The following is a 24,000-nucleotide window of genomic DNA, read 5'->3' on the forward strand; positions in this document are numbered from 1 at the left end:
CAGTAAGGGCAAGCTAAGTGATAGTTTTACAGTAGCGTTTAACCAACAGGAATACAATGAAAAATCTGTTCTTTGTTTTTGCCCTGTGTCTGTCTTGCGACAGCTGGGCAGGCGTTTATAAATGCACCGATGCCAGCGGCCATACTAACTATCAGTCGTCGCCGTGCACCGAGCAACATAAAGCGGTGCAAATGAATCCCAAGACCGGCAGCAGCGTCGACATCACCGCACAAGAGAAGAAGCAAGCCGACGAAGCCGAGTTGAAGAAATTGCAGTCAGAGCAGGAGCGCGCGGCGCAGCAGGCCAAACTGGACTTGATAGCGCAAACCAAGCAGGCGGCCAAATCGGAAAGCGAGCAAACCCAAAGTCTGATCAAGCAAAATCCGCTGCAGTTTTCCGCTTTTGCCGTCCCGCCCTACGATCCCGATAAATTACCGGTTGAAATCAAACCGTTCGAAACCCGGCTGCCGGATGTCGAGAAATTTCGGCGTTTAGCAGCTCAGAAAGCCTTGGCCGGCGGCGAATGCCAACGGGTCGAAGCCGACGAACTGAACGGCAAAAGCAAATTGGACCAGTTGGTGTTCTCGATCAACTGCAGCAGCGGTAAAACCTATACCTTCAGCGAAAGCGACCTGAGCCAGCCATGACCCAAGGCAAAATCATTTTTATTACCGGTTGCTCGTCGGGCATCGGTTACAGCACCGCGCTTTATCTGAAATTACGCGGCCACCGGGTGATCTGCTCGGCGCGCAAAGCGGAGGATGTCGAACGCTTGCGCGGCGAGGGCTACGAATGCCTGCAACTCGATCTGGCCGACTCGCAAAGCATTCGGGTTGCTGTAGACGACTTATTGAGGTTAACCGACGGCAAGCTCGATGCGGTGTTTCACAACGGCGCTTTCGGCCAACCCGGCGCAGTGGAGGATCTGAGCCGGGACGTGTTACGCAACCAGTTCGAAACCAACTTTTTCGGCGTCCACGAGTTAACCAATTTGTTGTTGCCGGTGATGCGTCGGCAAGGCCACGGCCGGATCATTTACAACAGTTCGGTGCTGGGTTTTGTAGCGATGAAATTCCGCGGCGCCTATAACGCCAGCAAGTTCGCGCTGGAGGGTTTGGTCGATACTTTGCGTCTGGAATTGCGCGGCAGCGGCGTGCATGTGGTATTGATCGAGCCGGGGCCGATCGAGAGCCGTTTCCGGCAGAACGCGTTTGCCTTGTACCGGCAAAACATCGGCCCGGAACGCAGCGTCCACAAAGAAACCTATCGAGCCATGGAGGCTCGCCTGCAAAAGCAAGGCCCGGCGGCGCCGTTTACCTTGCCGGCCACGGCGGTCGCCGAAAAAGTCGCGGCGGCATTGGAGTCCGCGCGACCTAAAATCCGTTACCGGGTGACCGTCCCGACTCATCTGTTTGCCTGGCTGAAACGCCTGCTGCCGACAGCGTGGTTGGATAAGTTACTGGTCAGCGTCGAATGAGGCGAAACGGGCCGGAAAAACCCTGATTTTCGCCAATAAACTCGCTAGCAAAGCGCATGAACTATGCTATTATCCCGGCCCAACATGTGGTGGCTAAATCGGTTGGATTAGCAGCTATATGTTCTTATAAAAATAACTGTGAGGTTCAATACATGAAAATTTTAAAAAGTGCTGTTATCGCGTTCTCTTTGGCTGCCGCTATGGGTTCTTTTTCGACTGCTGCGGTTGCCGAAGCCGGCAGAACGTCCTACAAACCTATTGATGCGATCAATGGCGTTTTAGAGCGTATCGCTGCTGCCGAGACTGCGATTAACAACGGCGCTGAAGACGCTGAAGTTGCAGCCCTGATCAAAAAAGCCGCTGATTTTTCCGAAGAAATCAATGCCAACGACAAAGTTGCCAGAGAAAATTCAAAAGTCAGATCTCACCTGAAAGCCGCTATCACCGCTGCTAAAGCCGCCAACCTGCAAGAATCTAAAGAGCACTTGGCAAAAGCGAAAGCCGGCATCGATGGCTTGAAAAAATTGCTGTAATCGTTTCGCGGCAGGGCGCTTCGGCGCCCTGTTTTTTATCCCGTCTGCTCTACCGTTCCAGAACGGCCTTCCCGTTACAAATAAAATTGCTTTTCAGCCACTAAGGCCTCCAGTTGCGCAATCAAGTCTTTTGCGTTTTTGGCATCGATTTTCGCTAAATCCACCGATACCCCATTCATCAAACGCCACCGGTTCAATAGCGATTGTAATTTTGCAGCATTGCTCGCGGTGAAATGAAATCGACTCAGGATGCCTTGACAATCCCGCCCGTCAGGCACCGCTATTACAGCTCTCAACTCCCTCAGCGCAACTATCAGGTCTGCCACAACCGAAAGCCGGCCGTCAATCCAGTTTGTTACCGCATCCTCAGTGATGTTCGCCAGCGGCGAGTCGGCGTTATCGGATACCACCTTCAAGCAATGAACCAGTTCGCTGGAACTGAATTTAACCGCGGTTTCGAAAAAGGCGGAGGCTTCCATATCGCGGATGTAGCCGTCACTGTATGCCTCATCTGCTTGGGACATTGTTTTTAAAGCGTGGGTCGGACAAGGCACCGAGAAAGGCAACTGCGGATAAAAGCGCCGGCCGCTGTCGGCGTCAATGATTTGATCAGCCAAAACGCAACTGCCTAGCGGAAGATTGCGATGTCCGGCCACGCCCAAATTCAACAACAAGGGGTGCGCGACATCCGGGTGGCGCGCCAGCGTGTAGGCCACTGCTGCGGCCATCGCTACTTTTCCCAGGCCGCTAACCGTAAGAACGCTGTTTTGATTCTGGTAAGTGGCAAACGCTTGTATTTGCGTGTTTTTTTTAAGCTTCCAGGCGGCAACCAGGGGCTTTGCTTCACAGGGCAGGGCCACAAAAACAAAAACCTCAGGTGCTGAGTCGTTCACATTTTTCATTAAAAAATGCTTTGTTTTTAATGTGTTGTTGAATATTGTTAATAAGTGACTTAAATTTAAGGCTCGTCATTTTATTTAGGGAGAACTTCAGTGATCGAGTCTAACGTCTACCGCGCCGAAAAAAGCGCCAGCGCCCGGCATTGGGTCGAAACATTATTGGCCGAACGCTCTGCGGTTTGGGAGTTGTATTGCCAGATAGGGAAAATGCTGCCATTCAATGGCGACAGTCATTTGCGCTCCGTGCTATCCGAATTCTCTCAGCTACTGATCGATTATATTTCACTCGGCCATTTCGGCATTTACGAGCATCTATTAACCGAAACACAGGACGAATCTACGGCGCTGAACTATGCGGAACGGATTTATCCGGCGTTCTCCAAGATCACAGCCTCTGCGGTTTCGTTCAGCGATACCTACGACGAAGGCCGGCGCAAATTCAAAACCGATAATCTGGCACAAGACTTATCGGTACTCGGCGAGCACTTGGCAGAACGCATGGAGCTGGAAGACCAGCTTTGCTCCATGCTGCTGCATTGAACCGCAGAAACCACCAAAGGCTTATTTGCCGCCGACTGCCGAAATGCCGGAGGCCGGGCCGTTAGCCCCTTTGATAAACTGCGCTTTCAAATGGTCGAATGCCGCCTGCAGCGTCTTATCCATCACCACTTGATTGCCGATCGAGACGATAACTCGGGCTAACTCGGGCATTTTGGTTTTGGTCGCCAGCATGTAAATCGGCTGCACGTACAAAATCGAATTGCCCATCGGCAAAATCACCATGCGGCCTTTTTTCACTTCAGAACCCTGTTGGTTCCACAGCGTGAATTGGGCGGCGATTTCCGGATTCTGGTCGATCAAGGCATTGACCTGCGACGGACCGTTGACCTGTACATCCTTCGGAAATTTGAAGATGGTAATACCCGGTTTGTAACCGCGGCCGCAATCGGCTTCGTCCAAAGTGCCGGCCAGGCCGACCATGCTCAGATTGTCGCGGCGAATCGGCGTCATCGGATTGATCATGACGAATTCTTCGGTGTCGTTACAACGATTGAAATCCATCGTAATGAAATAGGGCAAAACCGATTGGCCGTCGACCGTGGCGTATTGCCAGGTTTCGGCCTGCTCGTAAAACAACTCCGGCGTGTTTTGGTGGTACTTGGCGTAAATCTTCATTTGCATGAAGTACAAATCGCGCGGATAACGCAAATGTTTCAGCAAGTGGTCCGGCATCTCCTTCAGGTTTTTCAACAGCCCGGGGTAGGCGCGGCTGTATGCCTTGATAATCGGGTCGTCCGGGTTGGCGATGTAATAGTCGACGCTGCCGTCGTAAGCGTCGACCACCACTTTGACCGAATTGCGGATGTAATTGAACTGGTGGCTGCCGTCCAGATAATCGTCGGCGGCCGGTTTCGAGACCGGATAGTACTTCGATAGCGTATAGGCGTCCTGGATCCAGTAAAACCGGTCTTTGTCGATGACCAGATACGGGTCTTTGTCCAGATGCAGGAACGGAGTCAACGCGCTGATGCGTTCGTCGATATTGCGGCGCAGCAATAATTTGCTGTCGCCCGAGATACTTGGCGAGAAAAAGATTTTTTCGTCTTTCAAATAAAAGGCAAACAACAGCTTTCTAAACAGCGATGGGATCGGGATGCCGGTATTGCCGCGGTAATCTTTGCCTTCGTCGGGTGCCGACGTGGAGATATCGGATACCGCCAGTTGGTTAGGCACAATGGCATAACGGTACTTTTCCAGACCGTAATAAATATCCGGATATTTGACCGAAAAGCCGACGTCGGAGCTCATGTTCAAATCGCGCAGATACCAGACGATTGGAATACCGGCGTCTTGCGCCGCCGGCGAAACCACCGCACCGTAACCGTGGGTAAAGCGCAGATGGGTGTTCTCCCAGTTTTGGGCTTCCTTCGGCATGCGCTCGATGTTGACTTCCCGCGCCGCCAGATTGACTTGCTGAAAATGGTCGTTGATGAAATAGCGGTCTTCGTCGACAGTCGGAAACACGTAGTACGAGCGCAAGCCCTGCAACTGCATGTAGCTGTCGATCAAAAACTCGCGATCCCAGACCGGAATGTTTTCGAAATGCTTGACGTTGGACCAGGCCTCGATATCTTTGGTCGCGTCGAGATTGACTTTGAAATCGACGACTTTGATGTTGTTCAGGTCGTAAGCCGCCATCGTCGCATCGATGTTGTGCAGCATCGAATCGCCCTCTGTCCGGGTAAAATTAGGCTTGACGATAAACTTTTCGATCATTTCCGGAATGGTATGCGAGCCGCTCAGCCCCCAGACCGCCAGATAACCGAGCACGGCAACGATGGTCGGGGTTTTGCTGCGGTGCCGTTCCGAAAATGCATAAAACACGATAGAGACCGCGATCGCGGCGATGAAAAATATTTCCAGCCAAATCAACGGCAATTGGTAATGCAATTCGACAAAGCCGGGGCCGAAAAACACCGGTTCGTTTTGGTCGGAATACAGCAGCGAAAACCGGTCTAGCAGAAAGCCCCAGATCACGAACAGCACGACAAAGCCGAACAGAACCGCCAGATGGATTTTGGCGCCGAGCGGAAACTCCTTACTTTGGTTGGGTACAAACACGTGTTCCAGCCAATACAACACGCCTGTCGCCAACAGCACCAGCGCGGCCGTAGTCAGTAATTCCTTTTGAATCAACATGTAAATCGGATACGAAAACATGTAGAAGCTGACATCGTTGCCGTATACCGGGTCGGTGATGCCGGCGGCTTCGCCGAAGAAGAACAGTAGCGCTTGTTCCCATTGCAAGTAGAAAGGGACCGCGATCGCGATGGCCAACACTAGCGAGACCGGCGTGTAAACCTTAGCCGAGCCGGTCATAAACACATCGGCAAAACGCTGAAAACGGCGGCGTTTGCCGTCGTCCATCAAGATGTCGTCAGGCGGGTTAAGGCCCAGGTAACGGGAGGCGATCCAGAAATGAAACAGGAAGATTGCAAAGAAGAATGCGGTAACCGCCCCGGAAAAGATAAAGCGATAGAGCAGCTTCAACCAAAAGTAGGTTTCGAATTCCAGCGAGCGAAACCACCATAAATCGACGAAAAAATCGAGAAACACGAAGTAGAACGCCACGTACAAAACAGCAGCTACTACCAGGGTTGCCGCCATCAGCGCCGGCAACAGTTTCCAGTTACGCATAATGTCCTCTTTTAATAGTTTTACGCTTGCCCGCCGTGGCCCCGACCGGAGTTAAATCGGCCCGGTTAGGCGTTTGCATATCGCTCGCCGAGCATTCTAACACCCAATTCCGGATTGTGATTGGGTTGCCGCGGGCTGGCGGTCAAGGCCTAAGGGCAAGTTGTTCGGCACTGGAATTTGGAGTATGTTCAAACCCAATAATTATGAGCTTTTTCAAAGGGCCAACAGGGGGAGAGGAAAATGACGCATCAAACCAACCACAGCAGACGGCGGTTTTTGCAGACTTCGGCAGCGGGAGCAGCCTTCGCGGCGCTGCCTGGATTGTCGGCGGCGACCGGCAGCAGCCTGCTGCGCAAAGCCACGCCGGGATTTAATGCCGATGTCGAAATCGAGTTTTCCGCGCAAACGTCGCAAGTACGCGTTTTTGCAGACGGCCCGGCCACACGGGTACAAACCTACAGCGCCTCGCTTTTAAAGGGGCCGGCGAGCACATTGCGGACACTGCCGGACAATTATCTCGGCCCGATCCTAAACTTGCAGCAGGGCCAGAAGGTACGGATATTTTTCAATAACCGCCTGCAGGAACCGTCCATCATTCATTGGCACGGTCTGCATGTGCCGCAGCACAGCGACGGCCACCCGATGTATTCGATACAGCCCGGCGAGCAATACGTTTACGAATTCGAAGTACGGAATCGGGCAGGCACCAGTTTGTACCATTCGCACGCCCACGACTTGACCGCCGAACAAGTTTATCGCGGTTTGGCCGGCTTGATCGTGGTCAACGACGCCGACGAAGCCAAGCTCGATTTGCCGCGCGGCGAATTCGATCTGCCGCTTGTCATTCAAGACCGGCGTTTCGACGAGCGAAACCAATTGCAATATCTGCAGGCGATGCCGGAGCGGATGATGGGCTTTTTGGGCGACACGATATTGGTCAACGGCAAACCGCAGGCCGAATTCAACGTCAAATCCCGCGCATACCGGTTTCGTGCCGTCAACGGCTCCAATTCCAGAATCTACAAACTCGGTTGGGACGACGGCACGCCATTGACAGCGATCGGTACCGATGCCGGATTGCTGGCGCAGCCGGAAACCCGGCCCTACATCATGCTGGCTCCGGGCGAGCGGGTCGATTTGTGGCTGGATTTCAGCGGCAGAGCCGTTGGCACGCGCTTGACCCTAAACAGCCTGGCCTATTCCGGCGCCTTGCCGGGGATGCATGGCGGCATGGGCATGATGCATGGCAAGTTGGCGCAGGGCGCGAAATTTCCGATCGCGGCGTTCAAGGTCAGCGAAAAAGTTGCCGACTCGCCGAAGTTGCCGAAAACCCTGGTGCCGTTGCAGCGCCTAAGCGAAGCCAATGTCGACAACCGGGACAACCCGATTCCGATAGCTTTGTCGATTCGCCATATGCGGCCGCTATTGAACGGACTTTCGTTCTCGATGGACAGGGTCATGGATTACGAGAAAGTGGCGCTGGGCTCGATCAAAAAAATCAGAATCTTCCACGACCATGGTGGCGCGGACGGCCAACACAGCGGCGGTATGGGCATGGGCCGGATGGGCGGCATGCGCGGCGGCGCGGAATCGGACCGCAGGGGCATGGGCGGAATGGGGGGCATGATGATGGAAATGGCCCATCCGATACACCTGCATGGCCAGCAGTACCAGATCCTGTCCCGCAACGGTGCAAATACCAAAGCCGCAGACTATGCAACGGTGAAAGACGGGTTTATCGATTCGGGCTGGAAGGATACGGTATTGGTGATGCCGGGAGAAGAGGTGAACATCATCAAGCCGTTCCAGGATTACAAGGGCTTATTCCTGTATCACTGCCACAATCTGGAGCACGAAGATTTGGGCATGATGCGCCAATATTACATCGGCTGAAAACAAAACGCCGGTGCCGAGACAAGCTCGACACCGGCGTGTTTAGCGGCTAGTGCGGATTACTTTTTCCCGAATAAATCCAGGATACGTTGCCGATTGGCAAAACCGACATAAGCCAAACCGCCTAAAATCAGGCCGGTAACCAATTGGCCGAAAAATGACGATTGTTCCGCGGACGCCGGTTGCCCAGCGACATCGGTTTTAGCCGGTGCAGGCGGTGGCGGTACGAATGCAGCTTGTTTCTTGTTGGAAATGTCCGGTAAACCCAGGCTTTTCCAGGCATCGTAATCCTGCCAAGCGGGGAATTTGCCTTGCCAGAATTCCTTGGTGAAATAAGGCGCCAAGCTCATGCCGTGAACTTTGGGGATGCCGCGCTCATCCATGTAGCCTTTGTAAACCACCAAGCTAATGTCGCCACCTTCGCCGATACCGTTGGTGGTGAACGATTTCTCGACATGGTCGTGAAACATCCAAACGCCTTGGCCGAAACTATTCAAGCCGTCGTCGACGCCGCTAAGTTCCAGATCAAGTCGCTGTGCCGGCACCATGCCATGCACGTCGCGCTTGATATAAGAAGAGGGGCCGTTATCGACGCCGTCGTAATGCGTCACCATCGGTTTATGGCCGTGGATATGCAATGCGAACTCTTCCTCGTGGCCGTTCAGGACGCGTATTTTGACCTTTTTGTTCTCTTCCATCAGGATCAACGATTCGCGTAAAGTGTACGGGAACGAGCGGCCGTTGAGCATGAAGTAATCCGGCTTGGCTTCGGTGATATCGTATTCCTGATTCATGCGCCGGGCGATAATCCGCGGATCGTTAGCGGAACGCACCATTTCATGCAGCTCCTTGTCCGCGGATTGGTAGTGCAGATCGTATTCGCCCGCGTATTTTTCCTTGACCGCTACCGATGGATGGCGGACTTGGCCGGCGCCGACGTTAAACACCTGGACCCAGTTATTCGGGCGGTTTTCTTCCACCACAAAAATACCTTGCAACCCCATCGGAATATGCGTGTGGGGCTGAACATGGCAATGGTAATACATCGTGCCCGGCTGACGGGGTTTGATGACATAGGTTTTGCTTTGGCCCGGCATCACGTCCATTTGCCCGGTCTGGCCGACGCCGTCGTTGCCTTCGCCGCCATGGTCCATGTAAGGATGGTCGATACCGTGCAAATGAATCGAATGCGGGAAGTAATGACTGTTTTCCAACACAATCCAAACGATGTCGCCTTGCTCTACGCGGATTACCGGCGACGGTGCACGCAACAGCGGATTTGCCACCGGTTCGTATAGGCTCAGAGTCGACATGTCACGGGTTTTGGGCGCATAAACCCAGAACGTGGGCTGAATGCCGGGGGCAATGTCGAAAGTCGTGGTCGGTTCCTTCATGTCCGGCGAATGGCCGTTGAGCTCGGCGATTTCCAGCTTGATGATGTAATGGTCCGGATCGCCGTCGCCGTCCATGTCGTTGCTGACGGTGATCGCATCGGCGGCCAACTGGGTTTCCATCAGGGTCGCCATGGAAATATTGTTGGTACCTTTTACAAACGCAGCGATCTCGGCAGGGTTGTCCGGATTGCACATCCGCGACTCCTGAATTTCCACACCGTCGATCACTTGCGCCTCGCGCCATTTCGGATCGGTAAATTCTGAACAAAACTCTTCTGCCGCCCCCAATTTGACGTTAGTACTTGCCGGTAGCTTGTCCGCCGCCGCCAAAACCCAGTGCGAACCGGACAGCAACATCGCGCCACACAGCATGGGGATAACCTTTTTATGCATACAAAACCTCATAAAACAGACAAATTAGCGGATAGCTCGACAGGGCATCCGAACATCAGAAAAAGCGCGATACTGTAACCAGAACCCATGGGTAAAGTACAGAAATTATTTAACAATTTTGCCGCCGAGGCGGCTCGGTTCGCCAGCCGAGAAAACCTTGCAATCGGGCGAAGCAGCTATGCCTTATAATTCCATAACCGGCGCTTTTTGCTAATCGTCGGACAAAATATTTGCCCGTTAATTCAGCACGCGACATTATGCCCAGCCTCCGACTCCTGCTTTGTTTGATCCTAATTTTATCAGTTCACGGCGGCTATGCCTGGCTCAGTAACCTCCCGCAGGATGCCGGCACCGACGTTCCGGCCGGCAAGTTGATGAGTCTGTCGTTTGCGCCGTTCCGCGAAGGCTTCAATCCGTTGCTGGCAAAGTTTCCGCTACCCGAACACGTCGATGAGGATTTGCGTTTATTGGCGGATAAAACCGAAACCATCCGCACCTATTCCAGCCTGGGCGGTATGCAACCCACGCCCGAATTGGCACGGAAATACGGTTTGCAGATGATTCAGGGTTGTTGGATCGATGCGATTTATCTCGACAACCAACGGGAAATGGAAGCCTTGATCAAATCAGCGAACGCGAATCCCGATGTCGTGAAACGGGTCATCGTCGGCAATGAAGTTTTGTTGCGCGGCGAAATGGATGTCGATCGGCTGATCGGTTACATCCGCGCCGTGAAGCAGGCGGTCAAGCAACCGGTGTCTTATGCCGACGTCTGGTCGATGTATATGAAGCATCCGCAACTGATCAACGAGGTCGATTTCATCACCATTCATATTCTGCCCTATTGGGAGGACGAGCCGATCTCGGTGGAAAATGCGACGCAACATTTGGAGAAAATCGTCAAACAAGTGGAAGACGAAGCGCGCGGCATCGCCCCCGGCAAACCGATTCTGATCGGCGAGTCCGGCTGGCCCAGTGCCGGTCGCCAGCGGGGCCTGGCCGTACCGAGCGTGGTGAACGAAGCCAAGTTCATCCGCGGCATGATCCAGGTCGCCCAGCGCCATAATTTCGATTACAACATTGTCGAAGCCTTCAATCAGCCCTGGAAAAGCGAGTTGGAAGGCGTGGTCGGCGCTAACTGGGGCCTGTTCTCGGCTTCCCGCAAACCGGTATTTCCGTTAACCGGACCGGTGCTGGAAACTCCGAACTGGACATGGCGCTTGGCGGCGGCCACATTGCTTAGCTTGGCGGTGATTGGAGTCTTTTTTAACAAGCTGCAAGCCTTGCCTTGGCGGGGGATGCTGCTGGTTTTGGCGACGATTCAGACCTTCAGCGCCTGTTTGGTCACGCTGGCCGATTTCCTTTGGTATACCAGCTACAGCGACTGGCAAAGGTTGTACACCTTGTTAATAGTGTTGGCCAACGCGGCAATGGCCGGGTTGTTGCTTGGCCGGGTGCAGCAGATCCTGGCCGGCCGCCCCGGATCGCTGGAGCTGGCAAAGGCATTGCGGACAGGATACTTACTGTTTGTCGGCTTGGCGCTGTACAAAACTTACGGCCTGGCAGTCAATGGCCGCTATCTGAGCTTCCCGATCGAACAGTTTTCGGTTCCGGTTTTCGGCTTGGTCGCGCTAATCGTGTCCCGATGGTTGGGACCTGGGAAATCCAACGGCGGCTTGCTGGCGTTCGATCAGTTGATAGGCTGGGAATCAGGCCTCAAACATAGCCGTGTCGTCGCCTACTTGCTGTGTTTCGCAATTGCCGGAATGGTGGTCGGCGAAAGCCTGGCATTTATGGTGGGCCGGGATTTCATCCAGGCTCATCCCGGCATCGCCGAAGGTTTGCCGGTCGCGCTAAGTTACACGCTGAACAACCGGCAATTAGCGACTTGGCTGATTTATCTGGCGGTGCTGTCGTTACTGTTTTGGTTCGACAAACCGCAGAACGCTGATCGCTAATGCTAGATACTACTGCTGCCGAAACCGTGCCCTCGGCGCGATGTTTTCCAAGCCTCAATATCGAGCGACAGTTTGCCGCGCGGCAATTTGTCACATTCTCAAATCCCTAGCCCGCCAGTAAACTATATGCAACTCTTATGTATGCGCTCCCTCTCCTAAAGGGTAAAGAGTTTTAATATCCTTCCTCAATGCGGCCTTGCGCCGCATCTTTTTTTGGACGAGGTTGTCATTATGGAAAGAAACTACCATTCTTCGACGTCCACTTTCGTGCATCCGGACGAATTGGACTTACGCACCGCTTTTCACGAAGCCGGCCACGCAGCGGCCATTTACCTTGGCAACCGGCAAAAGCAATTACCTCCCGTGTTTTTCGAAATCCATGTCCAACGCCCCGGAGCGGGTAAAGACCAGTTCTTTGCCAAAGTGGTGGATGGTAATCTGATCCAAAACCTGCCGATCGCCGTCGTCGAAAGTTTTTCATTACTTGCAGAACATCAACAGCACAGTTGCCAAAGAGCTTACGAAGCCGATGTCGTGAATCTGCTGGCCGGCCCGTTAGCCGAAGCCAAATACGTGGCAATCCGCGACGACGAGGTGTTCAATCTCAACCTGATTAATTTCAACGCGCTGCACAACTACGGCGGATACAGCGATCTGGAGACCGCCTCAAGCTATTTGGAGCACTTCATTTCATCCAGGGCCGAGCGCGAAAAGAAAATGCAGGAATTACTGGCCGAAGCCTTCCGCATTATCGACGATCGCCGGCATTGGAAATGCATTTTGAATTTGGCCCACTACATTTTGGACAGTCAGCAAGAAGTGATTTCCTGCGACCAAGCAATTACCGTGTTCGATCGCTGTATGGCCGCTACCCGGCCTTACCGTTCCGCCCGCTACCCTTTCTTTTTCAACTAATCCCGCCTTGCCGCCCGGCAATTACGTTAGATAGCGCAGGCGGGCGCTTGCCGCGCCCCTAGCCGAGATCGTCGGTGAATAAAGTACAACGGTTTCGGCCCTGTTGTTTGGAGCGGTACAACGCTTGGTCGGCTCGAACGAAAACGTCTTCGTGCTGGTCGCCTTCCTTGAATTCGCTGACGCCGCAACTCAAGGTTAAATTGATTTCCTCGCCGTTGGAATGAAATCCGGAATGCTGCACAATACTGCGAATGCTGTCTGCGACTTCCAGGGCTTGGTCTTCAGGGGTGTTGGGCATCAGCATCACAAACTCTTCGCCGCCGTATCGGGCGACGAAATCGGTTTCCCGACAGTTGCTTGACAATAATTGACCGACCAAAGCCAAAGTCTTGTCGCCGGCTTTGTGGCCGTAATTGTCATTAATCTGCTTGAAATGGTCGATATCCCAAATCACCAACGCCAACGACTCCTTGTAGCGCTTCCAGCGATTCGTTTCCATTTCCACCCTGTTGTTGTAAGCCAAACGGTTGGGCAACCCGGTCAGCGAATCGCACATTGCTTTGTCGTGCTCGATTTTCAACTTGGTGCGCAAAGTCTCGGTCTCGGTTTCCAAGGCCTGCAATTTTTGCGTCATGATCTCGATTTCCTGCTGCGCTTCGAGCTGGCGCAAGTCTTCCATCTGCTTGTGTTCGAGCAATTGTTCCAGTAAGCGGTCGAGGTGCTCGCTGGTGTGGGTTTTCAACTCGGCCAGTCCTTGCGCCGATTGTGCAGAGTCCTTCAAATCACCGACCTGCCGCGAAATTCTTTCGCTCAGGTCGTTGCGATTGTCCATCGACAATTTGTTGGCTTTGCTGGCGGTTTCGGCCTGTTGCTCGATTTCGCCCAGTTGATCGGTCAAGTCGGCCAGAAACAGATCAAGATCCTTTTTCTCGGAAGCTCCATAGTCCTTGATGTTCAACAACAACTCGATCGCCGAGTCGATTACGCGTTTATACGCTTGCCCGGTTTGTCTGGCGTGGACGCGTTGCCGGAGCAGCGTAGTCTGCTGCTGAAATCTCCGCGGCACCTCAGCTTCGCCTAACAGTTCCTCCAGGCGTTGAAACACATAGTCATGCTGGGCAGCGGCCGAACTATCGCTTCCGGGCTCTTCTTTGGCTTGCTTGGATATTTGTAACAACGTTTTCGACACGGCTTGCAGCTCCTGCAACAAGTCATGCAAATTTGCGCCGCTGCGCAATCTAGCGCCGATCGTCACCAGATGCGGCTCCAGTAATTTGTGGCTGCCTTGGCTGAAAATCAAAAGCTGGATCACCAACTTATACAGAAATTTTTCGATATCGACCGGGGCGGAATAAGGGGACTGAATTGCCATCGTACAATCGCTCTAAACCACGACGCAACGATTCCGACCGGAATGCTTGGCCTGATACAAACCGGCATCGGCACGTTCGAATAAAGCCTCGGTGCTATCGCCTTCCCGGTACTGACTCAAGCCGCCGGACAGGGTAATGTTCACTTTGTTGCCATTGGCGTTGAAACTGCAGCCTTGTACCGTATTACGCAGCTTTTCGGCGACTTGCAGTCCGGCCGCGGCATTGGTGTCAGGCAATAACATGACGAATTCTTCACCGCCGAAACGGGAAACGAAGTCGGTTTGCCGGCAATGTTCGGTCAATAACTTGGCGATAATGACTAACGCCTTATCTCCGGACTTATGACCGTAAGTGTCGTTGATAGCCTTGAACAAATCCACATCCCAGACGATCATCGTCAGCGGCGACTTGTGCCGCTTGCAACGCGCGATTTCGTCGGCGAGCCGGTCTTCGAAAGCCAATCGATTCGGCAAACCCGTCAATGGATCGCGGGTTGCCCGCTGCTGGGCGACATCCAGTCGCGAACGCAATTCGCCGGATTCGGTTTCCATTTCTTTCAATTTATTTGCCAAGGCCTGCATTTCTTGACTCACCCGATCGCGTTCCTGTTGTTCCCGGCGATTGTGTTCCTGAATTTGCTCGCTGATGGTACTGAGCCGGCTGCTGACGACTTGCTTCAGCGGTTCCAATTGGGTGGCATTTTCGGCCTTTTCCTTCAATTCCTGAATCTGTTCGGATACGGTGCGATCCAACAGGTTACGTTTTTTCAAACTGTTTTCGGCGGCCAAGTTGACGCCGGTGGCTCTGATGCCAAGCTCCGTCAACTGTTCGGTTAACGCGGCCAGAAATACCGCCATTTCGCGCTGCTCGGCTTCCAGATGGCTTTTTATCGACAGCAACAGACTGATGGTATCGTCGAACACCCGACCCAAAGGCTGCCGTTCGGTCTGGATCCGCTGTTTCAATCGCTCGGCGTCCGCCGCGAAAAACGACGGGATCTCGGCATTGTCCAGCAAGCGTATCAACTGAATGTGGATCGCATCGACATCGATGTCGCCGGCCGGCAGCTCTATACCGAGAGCCGGCAGCGCCTGAGCTTTGTTTTCGGCTTCGATCAGTTCCAACAGCGCCAAGAACAATCCTTGGTTGTTATTAAACCGGCGGTTTTCGTAATCGTCGCGAACGTGGTCGAAGCGAAGTTGCAACGGCGGGTATTGTTTGCCGAGAAATTCGAATAACAAGCCGGCATCGGCAAAATTGGTTTCCGCCGAATCTTCCAATTTGGCCAACGCGGCCGAGAAGGCAGCCAATTCCTGTTGTAGCTGTTGGCTTTGCAGACCGCTTTTCAACAAATTGCGGATCCGGTTCAAATGCGGGTCTAACTGCCGGTTGAGCCCTTTCACCGCTAACGCAAAACGGACGATGGTTTTGCAGAGTAATTCTTCGTTGGCTTTGAACTGCTTTTCGCTTTGTTCCTGCTCATCCAAAAGCCGGAGATATTTCTCCTTCCACTTTTCCGGCCCTTCTTCCTTGTTTTTGAAAAAAACCATGAACTCCGCCTCAATATCGAAACTTTCATCGGGCCAAGTATAGCCTATGGCTAAAATTGCGACGGGGACGGCTTCCGCGTCCCTGCCGGAAGCTGCCAAGGCTGTTGCAGCCTTATTTTTGGGGGCTTTCCTGGGCGATCAGCTGGTTGACCACGTTAAGCATATTGGCCTGTGATTTGGCCGACTGCGCGGTCACCTTGTATTTGCCGTTGACCACCAGAGAAGGCACGCCGGTAATGCCGTAGCGCGGCCCGATCGATTCGGCCTGGCGCAATTTGGCGTCGACCAGAAACGAGCTGTAGGCGGCACGGAAATCTTCCTCTTTCACGCCGTGGGCGGCAAAAAATTTCGCCAAGTCGTCTTCGTCTGTTAGTGCCGGCTTTTTGTCTCGAAGCGCTGCTTGGACGGTGTTGAACAGGTCGGCATGCACCTTATCCAATACACCCAGAGCTTCTGCGGTGTAATAAGCTTTAGCGTGCTTGCCCCACAGCTCGCTGAACACCGCCGGTTGGCGGATAAATTCGACGTTGGCCGGCTTGGTTTTCAGCCACTCCACCATTGCCGGCTCCAGACTGTAGCAGTGCGGGCAGCCGTACCAGAAAAACTCGATAACTTCGACTTTAGCCGGATTTTGCACCGGTTGCGCCGGCGAGACCGGATCATAACCGCCTTCCGCATTCGCCAACGTGGCAAAACCGAACAGCCCCAGCAACGCAATAATTTTTAGCATCAAAGTTCTCCGTAAAAAATAATCCCGACAATCGGCTTCGATGGCCTTATTTCATCGTCGAGATGTAATAAGAAACCGCTTTGATATCCTCATCGGTCATCTTGGTGGCAATCATGTGCATCATGTTTTCCCGATTGTTGCTGCGGGCGCCGGTTTTGAAATCGGTGAGGGTTTTGATCAGATAATCGGCATGTTGCGAATGCAGCGACGGGAACGAGGCCGGTTTGTTGCCTTCCGCATAAGGGCCGTGACACGCCACGCAAGCCGAGACTTCCCGGCTTAAATTGCCGTTGCGGTACAAATCGCTGCCCTGCGCGATCAATGCCGCCAACTCGGCTTTTTTCTGCTCGTCGGTTTTGGCCGGAGCGTCATCATCGTCGTCGCTGGCCGGCAAAACCGGAGCAGGATTGGCGGAGATTTTATTGCCGGCGTAGTAAGCGGCGATTTCCTGAATGGTTTGATCGTCCAGTCCGGCCGCCAACGGCGCCATCATAGGCGCAATTCGACTACCGTTCTTAAAGGCCTGCAATTGCTTCACCAGATAGCCCTGGTGCTGGCCGGCCAACTTCGGGAAGCTTGGCATGGTACTGTTACCGTCTTCACCATGGCAACCCGCGCAACTGGCGGCCTTGGCCTTGCCGGCGCTGGCGTTGCCTTGGGCGTGGACATAACCGGCGGCGGACGCCAACGCCAAAGAGATGGAAACAGTCAGCAATTTTCTTATCATTATGGGCCCCTGCTCAGGAAAGGTTGATCGGCACAAAGCACGCGGCCGTCGGCCGCCAAGCGCTATAATGGCCGGATTCTAACCGATTTAATCACTGTAAGCGAGACTGGATGAATCCGATCTACCACCAGGCCAAGTTCATCAACAGCGCCCCCAAACTGAAGGATGCGCCGCCGGATCAGGGCAAGGAAATTGCGTTCGCCGGCCGTTCCAATGCCGGTAAATCCAGCGCGATCAATACGCTGGTACAACAGAATGCCCTCGCCCGAGTCAGTAAGACACCCGGCCGCACTCAATTGTTGAATTTCTTCGAAATCGACCCAGAGCGAAAACTGGTGGATTTGCCCGGTTACGGTTACGCCAAAGTCCCCGAAGCGATGAGACAAGAGTGGCGGAAAATGATGGAAACCTATCTGAACCAACGCCAAGCTTTGTGCGGCATCGTGTTGGTAATGGATATCCGCCATCCGTTGACCGACTTCGACTGGCAAATGGTCGAGTGGTGCGAACACCGCAAATTACCGCTGCATATCTTGTTGACCAAGGCCGACAAACTCAAATTCGGCGCGGCTAAAACCACGTTGCTACAAGTGCAGAAGGAGTTGAGCCGGGTCGATATTGTCGTGAGCTTGCAGCTGTTTTCGGCCTTAGACAAAGTCGGCGTCGACGACGTGCACCAGATTCTGGACGAGTGGTTCGGATTTTCCGTGGCAGCGCTCTGACGTGTGCCGCCGATAGCTGCAGCAAAATCCTCCGCTAGCCGGGATCGGCCGTAGCTGGAACGGACTATTGCCGGCTCTGGCTGCGTTCGGCGCAACGCAGGCATTGGTTGGCGAACGGCAGCGCTGCCAGCCGCTCCTGCCGAATCGGTTCGCCGCAGCTGACACAAACCCCATACGTGCCGGCATCGATTCTGATAATGGCCTGTTTGATTTTTTCGACTTCGTCGCGGGCCGCATTACCCAAGGCATCCAGCACTTGATCGTTTTCGGTTTCGACGGCTTGTTCGGAGAAATCCTTATCCAGCGGATGCTCGGCGTGCTTCACATCGGCGGTAATCTTGCCCAGCCGGTCGTCGAGATCTTCCAGCATATTCAGCAGTTGGTCGCGCACGTCTTGATATTCTTTCATTTCAGTCTCCGCAGCGGTGCTGCATGGCTTAGTCCGGCCGGTGCCGGCCTTTTGGTTTATACAACGAAGCTCCTGCCGGCGCAACCAAGCTGGTCTATACTCGAGACATCGACATTTCTGCCATGAATCTCGCGATGGACTTTGCTCTCGACAGGCTACTCGCCGCCGCCAACCAGATCATTCTGGGCAAGGAACGCCAAATTCAGCTGGCGGTTTGTTGCCTGCTGGCCAAGGGCCATTTGCTGATCGAAGACATTCCCGGCGTCGGCAAAACCACGCTGTCGCACACCTTGGCGCGACTATTCGGCATGGAATACCAGCGGATTCAATTTACCAGCGACATCTTACCGGCCGACATCATCGGCTCGACGGTATTCGACACCCATAAGCAACAATTCAGCTTTCACCCGGGCCCGATCTTCAAACAAATGATACTGGCCGACGAAATCAATCGTGCCACACCCAAGGCGCAGAGTGCGTTGCTGGAAGCGATGGAAGAGCGCCAGGTAACCGTGGAGGGCCAAACCTATGCTTTGCCGCAGCCGTTTTTCGTGATTGCGACCCAAAATCCGGCCAATCAAATCGGCACCTTTCCGTTGCCGGAATCGCAAGTGGATCGTTTTCTGATGCGGATAGAACTGGGCTATCCCAGCCGTCAGGCCGAGCGCGAATTGTTGGCCGGCCAACCCCGCCATCTATTGATTAATAAGCTGCCCGAAGCCCTGAGCCCGACGCAGCTGGTCGAGTTGCAACAAGCGGCGGCTGGCGTACACGCCTCGCCCGCTTTGCTGGATTATTTACAAGCCCTGCTGGCTTACACCCGGCAGTCGCCCGATTTCGTCAACGGCTTGTCGCCTCGTGCCGGCCTGGGCTTACTGGCCGCCGCCAAAGCCTGGGCTTTTATCGATAAGCGCCACGCGGTGCTACCGGAAGATGTGCAAGCCGTGCTACCGGCAGTGGCCGGCCACCGCTTGAATGCCGGTTCCAGCGATTCGGTCGGCATCGTCGCGCCGATACTGGCGCAAGTGCCGGTTCATTGAACACGGCGGCGTTATCGTTACCGGACCGCTTTCGCCTGTCGCGGTTTTTCCAGGGCGAAGCGCCAGCCGCCGGCCCGATCACGCTGGGCCACCGCCGAATCTTTATCTTGCCGACCCAGCGTGGCTTGGGGTTCGTCCTGCTGATCCTGTTGCTGCTGTTGATCGGCTTCGTTTACAGCAATAACCTGGCTTATTTACTGGGCTTTTTGTTAGCCAGCATTTTTTTTGTCGCGATTTTGCACAGCTTCAAAGCCCTGGCCGGGTTGATCGTCAGGGCCGGCCGACAACCGGCCGTGTTTGCCGGCCAGGCGGGAGCCTTTAATTTTCAGATCAGTAATCCCGGCCGGCTCAGCCGGTTTGCCGTCCAACTACATTTGCAAACCGAGCTGACTATCAGCCTGGCGCCGGCCGAAACCCAAACCGCAACTTTGTATCAAGCGACAGTTCGCCGCGGCTGGCTGCAACCGCAGACATTGACGGTATCCAGCCTGTATCCGTTGGGATTGTTTCGAGCCTGGGCGCCGCTGCGATTCGACAGCCCGTTGCTGGTTTATCCCAAACCGGCCAAGCGGCAATTGCCGTTTCCACAGAGCGACGACGGTGCCGTCGCCGAGGGGCAGAGCCGGCGTCAGGGCGACGAATTTTACGGCTTGCGCCCTTATCAACGCGGCGATGCGATTCGGCAGATTCATTGGAAAACGTTCGCCAAGGGCCAGGGCGTCTTCAGCAAGCAATACGCCGGCGCCGGTTCCAACGAGCTATGGCTGGACTATCAACAGGCGCCGGGACACAACCGCGAGGAACGCCTCAGTCAACTCTGCCGCTGGATCATCGATGCGGAAAAAGCCGGATTGCGCTACGGGCTGGTGCTGCCCAATCTACGCCTACAGCCCGATACCGGCGCGGCCCACTACCGCCAATGTCTGCAAGCCTTGGCCCTGTTTTGAGCATGAACGGCCAACCCTCCTCCCGCCTGTTATGGTTCATATCGGGTTCGATCGGCCTGATTACCTTGCCGCATGCCTGGCATGTTCCGCCGTTGTTGATTGGTTTTTTTGGCTTGGCCTGGCTTTGGCGGTTGTTGGCGATAAGCCGGCCGGACTGGTTGCCGAATCGTTTGGCCTTGTTTGGCTTGACGTTGGCCGGAATTGGCTTGGTCTATAGCCAGCACCGCGGCATTTTCGGCCGCGACGCCGGCACCGCGTTGTTTGTCGTAGCGCTGGGACTGAAGTTACTGGAAATTCAGGGCAAGCGCGATGTGTATGTCATCGTCTATCTGGCCTTCATAGTCGCCGCAACCCAGTTTTTGTACGAAGAAAGCATTTTGATGGCGCTTTACATTGTGCTGGTCTGCGCAGTGCTGTTGGCGACGTTGATCACCCAAAACAGCGTTTCACCACAAACCGTTCCGGCCCTGAAAACCGCCGCGACGCTGATTCTGCAAAGTCTGCCGATTGCCATGGTGTTGTTTGTGTTGTTTCCCAGGCTGGAAGCGCCGCGCTGGAGTTGGCTGGATGCCGACAATCAAGCCAAAAGCGGCTTGAGCGATACGCTGGAACCGGGCTCGATCGCCGAATTGAGCCTGTCCCCCGAACTGGTATTTCGGGTCAAGTTCGACGGCGATCTACCGCCGCCGGCCCAGCGTTACTGGCGCGGCCCGGTTTATAGCTTTTTCGATGGCTCGGCCTGGAAGGCGGCGCCGGCCTTGTTCCGCGCGACCAATCCCGATCAGCCGACATTCAGCGGCAAGACTTACGCTTACACCTTAATGATGGAACCGCAAAAACAAAACTGGGTGTTTGCTTTGGAATTGCCGAGCACATTCAGCGCCGGCCTGCGCCGCAACGAGTTGTACCAGTTAACCACCAACAAAGATCCCGGCGACCGCGCCGAATATCGGATTTCATCAATGCCGGTCTACAACACCGGCGACATCAACCCGGCCGAGAATCGGGAAAACTTGCAATTGCCCGGCAAGCCTTCCGAACAAATTCGCAATCTGATCGCCCAGTTGCGCGGCAGCGAGACATCGCCGGAGGTGCTGATCGCTAATTTGATGCAGCACTTCCACCGCGAAAATTTTCGCTATACCTTGAATCCGGAGCCGATGCCGGAGCATCCGGTCGACACGTTTCTGTTCGAACGCCGCGCCGGGTTTTGCAGCCATTACGCCACGGCTTTCGTTTATCTGCTGCGGGCCGCCGAAATCCCGGCGCGGGTGGTCGGCGGCTACCAAGGCGGCCGCTTTAACACGCTAGGCGGTTTTCTGGAAATCCGCCAAGCCGATGCCCATGCCTGGGCCGAAGTCTGGCTGGACGGTAAGGGCTGGGTGCGTTTCGACCCGACCGCCGCGATAGCCCCGGAACGGATCGAACAAAGCGTGAACGTTGATTTGCAGATCGCCAGCGGTGCTGTGAATTTCAGCCCGATTCAACTCGATGCCAAAACCTTGACCTGGCTACAACGCAGCCGGCAACTGTGGCAGAACGTCGATTACCAATGGCAGCGCTGGGTCATCAACTACGATACCGCCAATCAACAGGCTTTGTTGCAAAGCCTGGGTATCGACGACTTCGTCAAGCTGGGTTATTGGCTGGTGCTCAGCGTGGGCGGGTTAGGAGGCGTGTTGGCCTGGCGGTTGTTAAGGCCGAACCGACGTCGGCGCGACCCGGTATTGCTGGCCTACCGCCAGTTTTGCGACAAACTGCGCCAGGCCGGCGTCGACTTCGGTCCCGGCGACGGCCCGCAGACCCTGGCGCAACGCGCCAAGAGCGCGCGGCCGGACTTGGCTGACGCAATCGAACGGATTGCAACGGTTTTTATCCGTCTGCGCTACGAACCTTGCACTTCGGCCGAAGACTTGCAGGTCTTGAAAGCGCTGGTTCGCGGCTTGCGGGTTTGAGCGAGAGCTTAATGAAGATCCGGCACTTCTTCCTTGGCTTTTTGCTGAGGCTGCGATTGAGCCTGCTTGGCTTTTTCAGTCTGTAATTGCTTGTTACCCTCGCCGAACATCACTGCGGCGGCCATGAAAATCGCGCCGGCAATGGCGATTACCGGCAACCGCCCCGGTTTATCCATCCACAACAGAATCCACTTGGGCTTGAACATCCCGACGATCAAAATCACCACCGCGAGGATCATCACGTTAAAACTGTAGTAGATCAAGGTATTCATGTATCCGGGTCCTGTTTCCAGCAAGTTAAAGGGACATACATTATTATTAGCCGACCAAACGTTGGCAATAAACAAAAATAAACTTCAAATTTAGGAGGCGCTATGGGCGGCTTTGGCTTGTTTGTAACCGTGTTACTGGTGTTTGCCATACTGATGGTGTTCATGAGCGTCAAATCCGTCCCCCAGGGGATGGAATATACCGTCGAGCGCTTCGGTAAATATACCGCGACTTTGACGCCCGGCTTGAACATTATCGTGCCGATCATCGACCAGATCGGCCGCAAGCTGAACATGATGGAGCAAGTGTTGGACGTGCCGTCGCAGGAAGTCATCACCAAGGACAACGCGATGGTGCGGGTCGACGGCGTGGTGTTCTATCAAATCCTGGATGCCGCCAAGGCCGCCTATGAAGTCAATTATCTGGACGTCGCGATCATCAATCTGGTGATGACCAACATCCGCACCGTGATGGGCTCGATGGATTTGGACGAACTGCTGTCCCGCCGTGATGAAATCAACGCTCGCCTGTTGACCGTCGTCGACGATGCTACCTCGCCGTGGGGGATCAAAGTCACCCGGATCGAAATCAAAGACATCGCGCCGCCCAAGGATTTGGTCGATTCGATGGCGCGGCAGATGAAAGCCGAGCGGGAAAAACGCGCCCAAATTTTGGAAGCCGAAGGCCTGCGTCAGGCGGAAATCCTGAAAGCCGAAGGTTTGAAACAAAGCAAGATTCTGGAAGCCGAAGGCCGTAAGGAAGCCGCGTTCCGCGACGCCGAGGCCCGCGAACGCCTGGCGGAAGCGGAAGCCCGCGCCACGCTGATGGTGTCCGAAGCGATCTCCAAAGGCGACGTACAGGCCATCAATTACTTCGTCGCCCAAAAATATATCGAATCCTTGAAAGACGTCGCCTCCGCCAATAACAGCAAATTGGTGTTCATGCCGCTGGAGGCCTCCAGCGTGATCGGCGCTTTGGGCGGCATCGGCGAGCTGGCTAAAGAAGCCTTGCAGAAGAAGGGCTGAACATGGTGGAACAAGACATCGTATTTTGGTACTGGTGGGTGCTGGCGGTCGGCTTTCTGGCTTTGGAAATTGTGGCCACCGGCTTCTTTTTTCTGTGGCTGGCGGTTTCTGCCTTCATCGTCGGCTCCGTGGTGCTACTGATCGAAGCAACCACGTTCAACGTCCAGGTCTTGCTGTTTTCGCTGCTGGCGGTATCGTCGGTACTGGCCTGGCGCCGATACGCCCGCAACCGCGCCACGGACGTTAGCGACCACCCGTTATTGAATCGGCGCGGCGCCCAATACGTCGGCCGCACTTTCAATCTGATCGCCCCGATCGAAAACGGCCACGGCAAAGTCAAAGTCGACGACACGATCTGGACAGTTCGCGGCCCGGATAGCCCGGTGGGCACCAAAGTCAAAGTTACCGCAGTGAAAGGGACGGAGTTTGAGGTGGAGGTTTGCGGCTAATAAAGCGTTTCCATACCTCTGGCAAATGCCGTGTTGCTTCAATAGCGCCCGGTGGCTTTCCGAAGCATATTGGCTCCCTCGGTCGGTATGCCAGAGTAAGCCTTGTGCCGGTTTACGCTTCCAAATGGCCATCAATAGCGCAT

22 protein-coding genes and 1 pseudogene are annotated in these 24,000 nt (G+C 54.5%); 13 read left to right on the top strand and 10 right to left on the bottom strand.

What is annotated here, in order from left to right; translation table 11 throughout:
* Positions 1 to 56 precede the first annotated feature (56 nt).
* From AC0IM9_RS18115 to AC0IM9_RS18125, 3 genes are read left to right on the top strand one after another with little or no spacing between them, the layout of a single operon-like run.
* Entirely contained in the window at positions 57 to 647 is a 591-nt protein-coding gene (locus tag AC0IM9_RS18115; RefSeq protein ID WP_445372161.1) for a DUF4124 domain-containing protein, read from the top strand.
* Positions 644 to 1,477, top strand: a complete 834-nt coding sequence (locus AC0IM9_RS18120) for an SDR family oxidoreductase (RefSeq protein WP_482804922.1) — start codon at positions 644 to 646, stop codon at positions 1,475 to 1,477. The genes AC0IM9_RS18115 and AC0IM9_RS18120 overlap by 4 nt, the downstream gene beginning before the upstream one ends.
* Before the next feature lie 56 nt (positions 1,478 to 1,533).
* Positions 1,534 to 2,010 carry a hypothetical protein gene (locus AC0IM9_RS18125; protein ID WP_260839378.1) on the top strand — a complete coding sequence of 159 codons (477 nt, stop codon included), beginning with the start codon at positions 1,534 to 1,536 and terminating at the stop codon, positions 2,008 to 2,010.
* A 74-nt stretch (positions 2,011 to 2,084) separates the two neighbouring features.
* Here the strand turns inward: AC0IM9_RS18125 and AC0IM9_RS18130 are convergent, their stop codons facing one another.
* Positions 2,085 to 2,912, bottom strand: a complete 828-nt coding sequence (locus AC0IM9_RS18130; protein WP_482804923.1) for a 5'-methylthioadenosine/S-adenosylhomocysteine nucleosidase family protein — start codon at positions 2,910 to 2,912, stop codon at positions 2,085 to 2,087.
* 90 nt (positions 2,913 to 3,002) lie between these two features.
* Between AC0IM9_RS18130 and AC0IM9_RS18135 the strand changes: the two genes are divergently transcribed.
* The gene (locus AC0IM9_RS18135; protein ID WP_260839377.1) at positions 3,003 to 3,449 is read left to right on the top strand and encodes an Rsd/AlgQ family anti-sigma factor; all 447 of its coding nucleotides are present in this window, start codon (positions 3,003 to 3,005) and stop codon (positions 3,447 to 3,449) included.
* Between the two features lie 21 nt (positions 3,450 to 3,470).
* On the opposite strand, the gene AC0IM9_RS18140 is transcribed toward AC0IM9_RS18135, so the two are convergent.
* Positions 3,471 to 6,107: a UPF0182 family protein gene (locus AC0IM9_RS18140; RefSeq protein WP_140913585.1), complete on the bottom strand. Its 2,637-nt coding sequence runs from the start codon at positions 6,105 to 6,107 to the stop codon at positions 3,471 to 3,473.
* Between the two features lie 240 nt (positions 6,108 to 6,347).
* Between AC0IM9_RS18140 and AC0IM9_RS18145 the strand changes: the two genes are divergently transcribed.
* Entirely contained in the window at positions 6,348 to 8,000 is a 1,653-nt protein-coding gene (locus AC0IM9_RS18145) for a multicopper oxidase family protein (protein ID WP_482804924.1), read from the top strand.
* A gap of 59 nt (positions 8,001 to 8,059) precedes the next feature.
* On the opposite strand, the gene AC0IM9_RS18150 is transcribed toward AC0IM9_RS18145, so the two are convergent.
* A complete protein-coding gene (locus tag AC0IM9_RS18150) occupies positions 8,060 to 9,787 on the bottom strand; it encodes a multicopper oxidase domain-containing protein (RefSeq protein ID WP_445372158.1) in 1,728 nt (575 codons plus the stop codon).
* A gap of 284 nt (positions 9,788 to 10,071) precedes the next feature.
* Here AC0IM9_RS18150 and AC0IM9_RS18155 point away from each other — a divergent pair, with 284 nt between their 5' ends.
* Together AC0IM9_RS18155 and AC0IM9_RS18160 are read left to right on the top strand one after the other, a co-directional pair.
* Positions 10,072 to 11,745, top strand: a complete 1,674-nt coding sequence (locus AC0IM9_RS18155; protein WP_482804925.1) for a glycoside hydrolase family 17 protein — start codon at positions 10,072 to 10,074, stop codon at positions 11,743 to 11,745.
* 231 nt (positions 11,746 to 11,976) lie between these two features.
* Complete coding sequence (locus AC0IM9_RS18160; protein WP_186289645.1) at positions 11,977 to 12,660, top strand: hypothetical protein; 684 nt, start codon at positions 11,977 to 11,979, stop codon at positions 12,658 to 12,660.
* 58 nt (positions 12,661 to 12,718) lie between these two features.
* Here AC0IM9_RS18160 and AC0IM9_RS18165 read toward each other — a convergent pair whose 3' ends face one another.
* The 4 genes from AC0IM9_RS18165 to AC0IM9_RS18180 form a co-directional block, all read right to left on the bottom strand.
* Complete coding sequence (locus AC0IM9_RS18165) at positions 12,719 to 14,032, bottom strand: GGDEF domain-containing protein (protein ID WP_445372156.1); 1,314 nt, start codon at positions 14,030 to 14,032, stop codon at positions 12,719 to 12,721.
* A 12-nt stretch (positions 14,033 to 14,044) separates the two neighbouring features.
* Positions 14,045 to 15,583 carry a GGDEF domain-containing protein gene (locus tag AC0IM9_RS18170; RefSeq protein ID WP_445372155.1) on the bottom strand — a complete coding sequence of 513 codons (1,539 nt, stop codon included), beginning with the start codon at positions 15,581 to 15,583 and terminating at the stop codon, positions 14,045 to 14,047.
* A 112-nt stretch (positions 15,584 to 15,695) separates the two neighbouring features.
* Positions 15,696 to 16,313 carry a thiol:disulfide interchange protein DsbA/DsbL gene (locus AC0IM9_RS18175; protein ID WP_278209898.1) on the bottom strand — a complete coding sequence of 206 codons (618 nt, stop codon included), beginning with the start codon at positions 16,311 to 16,313 and terminating at the stop codon, positions 15,696 to 15,698.
* A 46-nt stretch (positions 16,314 to 16,359) separates the two neighbouring features.
* Positions 16,360 to 17,040 carry a c-type cytochrome gene (locus AC0IM9_RS18180; protein WP_278209899.1) on the bottom strand — a complete coding sequence of 227 codons (681 nt, stop codon included), beginning with the start codon at positions 17,038 to 17,040 and terminating at the stop codon, positions 16,360 to 16,362.
* Positions 17,041 to 17,150: 110 nt separating this feature from the next.
* On the opposite strand from AC0IM9_RS18180, the gene yihA reads away from it, so the two are divergent.
* Positions 17,151 to 17,762 carry a ribosome biogenesis GTP-binding protein YihA/YsxC gene (gene yihA / locus AC0IM9_RS18185; protein ID WP_140913577.1) on the top strand — a complete coding sequence of 204 codons (612 nt, stop codon included), beginning with the start codon at positions 17,151 to 17,153 and terminating at the stop codon, positions 17,760 to 17,762.
* Between the two features lie 64 nt (positions 17,763 to 17,826).
* On the opposite strand, the gene AC0IM9_RS18190 is transcribed toward yihA, so the two are convergent.
* A complete protein-coding gene (locus AC0IM9_RS18190) occupies positions 17,827 to 18,171 on the bottom strand; it encodes a TraR/DksA family transcriptional regulator (RefSeq protein ID WP_278209900.1) in 345 nt (114 codons plus the stop codon).
* 134 nt (positions 18,172 to 18,305) lie between these two features.
* Here AC0IM9_RS18190 and AC0IM9_RS18195 point away from each other — a divergent pair, with 134 nt between their 5' ends.
* Genes AC0IM9_RS18195 through AC0IM9_RS18205 form a run of 3 tightly spaced genes read left to right on the top strand, consistent with a single transcriptional unit; the run spans position 18,306 to position 22,113 of the window.
* Positions 18,306 to 19,211 carry an AAA family ATPase gene (locus AC0IM9_RS18195; protein ID WP_482804930.1) on the top strand — a complete coding sequence of 302 codons (906 nt, stop codon included), beginning with the start codon at positions 18,306 to 18,308 and terminating at the stop codon, positions 19,209 to 19,211.
* On the top strand, positions 19,208 to 20,158 hold the full coding sequence (locus AC0IM9_RS18200; protein ID WP_482804926.1) for a DUF58 domain-containing protein: 951 nt from the start codon (positions 19,208 to 19,210) through the stop codon (positions 20,156 to 20,158). Before AC0IM9_RS18195 ends, AC0IM9_RS18200 begins: the two co-directional genes overlap by 4 nt.
* Positions 20,159 to 20,160: 2 nt before the next feature.
* A complete protein-coding gene (locus tag AC0IM9_RS18205; RefSeq protein WP_482804927.1) occupies positions 20,161 to 22,113 on the top strand; it encodes a transglutaminase TgpA family protein in 1,953 nt (650 codons plus the stop codon).
* A gap of 8 nt (positions 22,114 to 22,121) precedes the next feature.
* On the opposite strand, the gene AC0IM9_RS18210 is transcribed toward AC0IM9_RS18205, so the two are convergent.
* A complete protein-coding gene (locus AC0IM9_RS18210; RefSeq protein WP_140913573.1) occupies positions 22,122 to 22,385 on the bottom strand; it encodes a hypothetical protein in 264 nt (87 codons plus the stop codon).
* A gap of 102 nt (positions 22,386 to 22,487) precedes the next feature.
* Here AC0IM9_RS18210 and AC0IM9_RS18215 point away from each other — a divergent pair, with 102 nt between their 5' ends.
* Both AC0IM9_RS18215 and AC0IM9_RS18220 read left to right on the top strand, forming a co-directional pair.
* Positions 22,488 to 23,408, top strand: a complete 921-nt coding sequence (locus AC0IM9_RS18215; RefSeq protein ID WP_482804928.1) for an SPFH domain-containing protein — start codon at positions 22,488 to 22,490, stop codon at positions 23,406 to 23,408.
* Between the two features lie 2 nt (positions 23,409 to 23,410).
* On the top strand, positions 23,411 to 23,857 hold the full coding sequence (locus AC0IM9_RS18220) for an NfeD family protein (protein ID WP_482804929.1): 447 nt from the start codon (positions 23,411 to 23,413) through the stop codon (positions 23,855 to 23,857).
* A gap of 24 nt (positions 23,858 to 23,881) precedes the next feature.
* Here the strand turns inward: AC0IM9_RS18220 and AC0IM9_RS18225 are convergent.
* Positions 23,882 to 24,000, bottom strand: a pseudogene (locus tag AC0IM9_RS18225) (DDE-type integrase/transposase/recombinase); the annotation flags it as partial.

The sequence above is a fragment of the Methylomonas sp. Uni0011 genome, from assembly GCF_056850255.1.

Excerpts from the sequence above, each read along its gene's own strand:
- AC0IM9_RS18160 (WP_186289645.1), top strand. The coding sequence starts at position 11,977 with ATGGAAAGAAACTACCATTCTTCGACGTCCACTTTCGTGCATCCGGAC.
- AC0IM9_RS18125 (WP_260839378.1), top strand. The coding sequence starts at position 1,534 with ATGAACTATGCTATTATCCCGGCCCAACATGTGGTGGCTAAATCGGTT.
- AC0IM9_RS18215 (WP_482804928.1), top strand. The coding sequence starts at position 22,488 with ATGGGCGGCTTTGGCTTGTTTGTAACCGTGTTACTGGTGTTTGCCATA.
- AC0IM9_RS18175 (WP_278209898.1), bottom strand. The coding sequence starts at position 16,313 with ATGCTAAAAATTATTGCGTTGCTGGGGCTGTTCGGTTTTGCCACGTTG.
- AC0IM9_RS18150 (WP_445372158.1), bottom strand. The coding sequence starts at position 9,787 with ATGCATAAAAAGGTTATCCCCATGCTGTGTGGCGCGATGTTGCTGTCC.
- yihA (WP_140913577.1), top strand. The coding sequence starts at position 17,151 with ATGAATCCGATCTACCACCAGGCCAAGTTCATCAACAGCGCCCCCAAA.
- AC0IM9_RS18115 (WP_445372161.1), top strand. The coding sequence starts at position 57 with ATGAAAAATCTGTTCTTTGTTTTTGCCCTGTGTCTGTCTTGCGACAGC.
- AC0IM9_RS18180 (WP_278209899.1), bottom strand. The coding sequence starts at position 17,040 with ATGATAAGAAAATTGCTGACTGTTTCCATCTCTTTGGCGTTGGCGTCC.
- AC0IM9_RS18140 (WP_140913585.1), bottom strand. The coding sequence starts at position 6,107 with ATGCGTAACTGGAAACTGTTGCCGGCGCTGATGGCGGCAACCCTGGTA.
- AC0IM9_RS18170 (WP_445372155.1), bottom strand. The coding sequence starts at position 15,583 with ATGGTTTTTTTCAAAAACAAGGAAGAAGGGCCGGAAAAGTGGAAGGAG.
- AC0IM9_RS18220 (WP_482804929.1), top strand. The coding sequence starts at position 23,411 with ATGGTGGAACAAGACATCGTATTTTGGTACTGGTGGGTGCTGGCGGTC.
- AC0IM9_RS18195 (WP_482804930.1), top strand. The coding sequence starts at position 18,306 with ATGGACTTTGCTCTCGACAGGCTACTCGCCGCCGCCAACCAGATCATT.
- AC0IM9_RS18210 (WP_140913573.1), bottom strand. The coding sequence starts at position 22,385 with ATGAATACCTTGATCTACTACAGTTTTAACGTGATGATCCTCGCGGTG.
- AC0IM9_RS18130 (WP_482804923.1), bottom strand. The coding sequence starts at position 2,912 with ATGAAAAATGTGAACGACTCAGCACCTGAGGTTTTTGTTTTTGTGGCC.
- AC0IM9_RS18165 (WP_445372156.1), bottom strand. The coding sequence starts at position 14,032 with ATGGCAATTCAGTCCCCTTATTCCGCCCCGGTCGATATCGAAAAATTT.
- AC0IM9_RS18145 (WP_482804924.1), top strand. The coding sequence starts at position 6,348 with ATGACGCATCAAACCAACCACAGCAGACGGCGGTTTTTGCAGACTTCG.
- AC0IM9_RS18205 (WP_482804927.1), top strand. The coding sequence starts at position 20,161 with ATGAACGGCCAACCCTCCTCCCGCCTGTTATGGTTCATATCGGGTTCG.
- AC0IM9_RS18190 (WP_278209900.1), bottom strand. The coding sequence starts at position 18,171 with ATGAAAGAATATCAAGACGTGCGCGACCAACTGCTGAATATGCTGGAA.
- AC0IM9_RS18120 (WP_482804922.1), top strand. The coding sequence starts at position 644 with ATGACCCAAGGCAAAATCATTTTTATTACCGGTTGCTCGTCGGGCATC.